This window comes from Bacteroides cellulosilyticus DSM 14838 (genome assembly GCF_000158035.1).
Taxonomy (GTDB): Bacteria; Bacteroidota; Bacteroidia; order Bacteroidales; family Bacteroidaceae; genus Bacteroides; species Bacteroides cellulosilyticus.
Genome location: NZ_EQ973491.1, coordinates 61,443 through 63,055 on the forward strand (window position 1 = coordinate 61,443; position 1,613 = coordinate 63,055).

At 45.8% G+C, this 1,613-nt stretch carries 2 protein-coding genes; both read right to left on the reverse strand.

The window, feature by feature from the left end:
• Positions 1–868 (reverse strand): Ig-like domain-containing protein (locus BACCELL_RS12590; protein WP_007212188.1); only part of this gene is annotated, 868 nt, incomplete at its 3' end.
• A 36-nt stretch (positions 869–904) separates the two neighbouring features.
• On the reverse strand, positions 905–1,613 hold a 709-nt coding region (locus BACCELL_RS12595; protein WP_157133920.1), incomplete at its 5' end, for a RagB/SusD family nutrient uptake outer membrane protein.

The window sequence follows — 1,613 nt, forward strand, 5'->3', positions numbered from 1 at the left end:
TTGCCTTACAAGTTGCCGTAATAGTAGCAGTTCCGAAACCCTTTGGTGTTACAACACCCAAATCTACCGTAGCAATGTTTTCGTCACTTGAAGTCCAGTCTACTGAACCTGTGGTAGCGTTGGCCGGTGTGTAAGCAACATCCAACTGAACCGGGCCGCGAGAGATACAAAGCGGTTCTGTCAAAGCAGAGATAGAGACACTTTCTACCGGAATGTACTCTTTGATATTCAGCTCATAAGAAGCAGATACACCACTACGGTCGTGTGTGTAAGCTGTAATGATTGCCTTGCCCGGCGTCAGACAGTTTACCAGGCCATTTTCTGATACTGTAGCGATGCTTGGGTTACTGCTTGCCCATGTCAGATAAGAGTAGGTATGATTAGCCGGAAGGATGGATGCCTCCAACTGAATTCGGTCTGTCTCATAAATATCTTCTCCTTCTTTCGGATTGACCAACGTCATATCGGTAGCTTTTATGATTTCGGGTATTACATTGACCGTCACTGAGGCTGATGGACCGAAACCTATAGCGGGAGTCACACTAATGATGGCCGTACCTTCGGCTATACCGGTAATAGTACCTTGCTGCGAAACTTTGGCGACAGTTTCATCGGTTGACTTCCAGATAATGGAACGATCTTCCAGTTCTTCGGGAGCATCAATCGCAAAAACAATAGTAGAGTCCATGCCAATGGCAAGCGGCAGGTTTTCACTGACTTTAAACGTGATGCCGTTAATCAGTTTGGCTTCGGGCATGGCAGGAGTAAATTCTTGATCCTTATCACATGCAGTCAGAGTCATGCAGGCCGCCAGCATCCCAATGGATACCCGGCTCAAGCCTTGATATATAGAATTTCTATTCTTCATGTTGTTATCTTCTTTTTATGAATGAAAAACATTGATTTATTCTCCCCAACCCGGGTTCTGTTTCAGATTCGGGTTCAACTGCAACTGGTCGGTAGGTAATGGGTAAAGATAGTGCTTATCTTCCCATTTACGTCCTGACTCCAGGATGATGAAACCGTCGCTGTTTCTTTCATTGGTAACGCCCGGCCATTTGTTCTGGAACTCTGTACCTGTCCATCTGATACCCAGGAAATCTTGCGGCATTTCCGTTTCAGCTGTCTTCCAACGTTTCAGGTCGTCTATACGGAAACCTTCGTTGAATAATTCAATGGTACGTTCGCGGCGAATTTCAGTTCTCATATCCAGATCGTGAGTGCTGGCAAATGCATTGGTTAGTTTAGGCATTTTGGCGTTGATGCGGCAACGAACCAAGTTGAGAGATAGATTCAGATCCTCGTCAGAGATAGCTCCATCCCGTTCGAATACGGCTTCTGCATAGTTCAACAGAACTTCTGCGTAGCGGATGATGGGGTAGTCGTAGCTTTCATAGGTATCGTTCACATAGCGTTCGCAAGCCCACTTCTGATTGTTATAACCACTTCCTCCGGTAGGTACCAATCCTTTGATGGAAGCTGAGGCGCGGTCAACGGCATCACCTGTCCAGTTAACGCGTGAATTCAGGTTACTCCAAAAATATTCATAAGGTTTGCAGAGGGTATAAATCATACGGTTATCTCTGTTCAGGTATTCGTCCAAAATCTTCAGG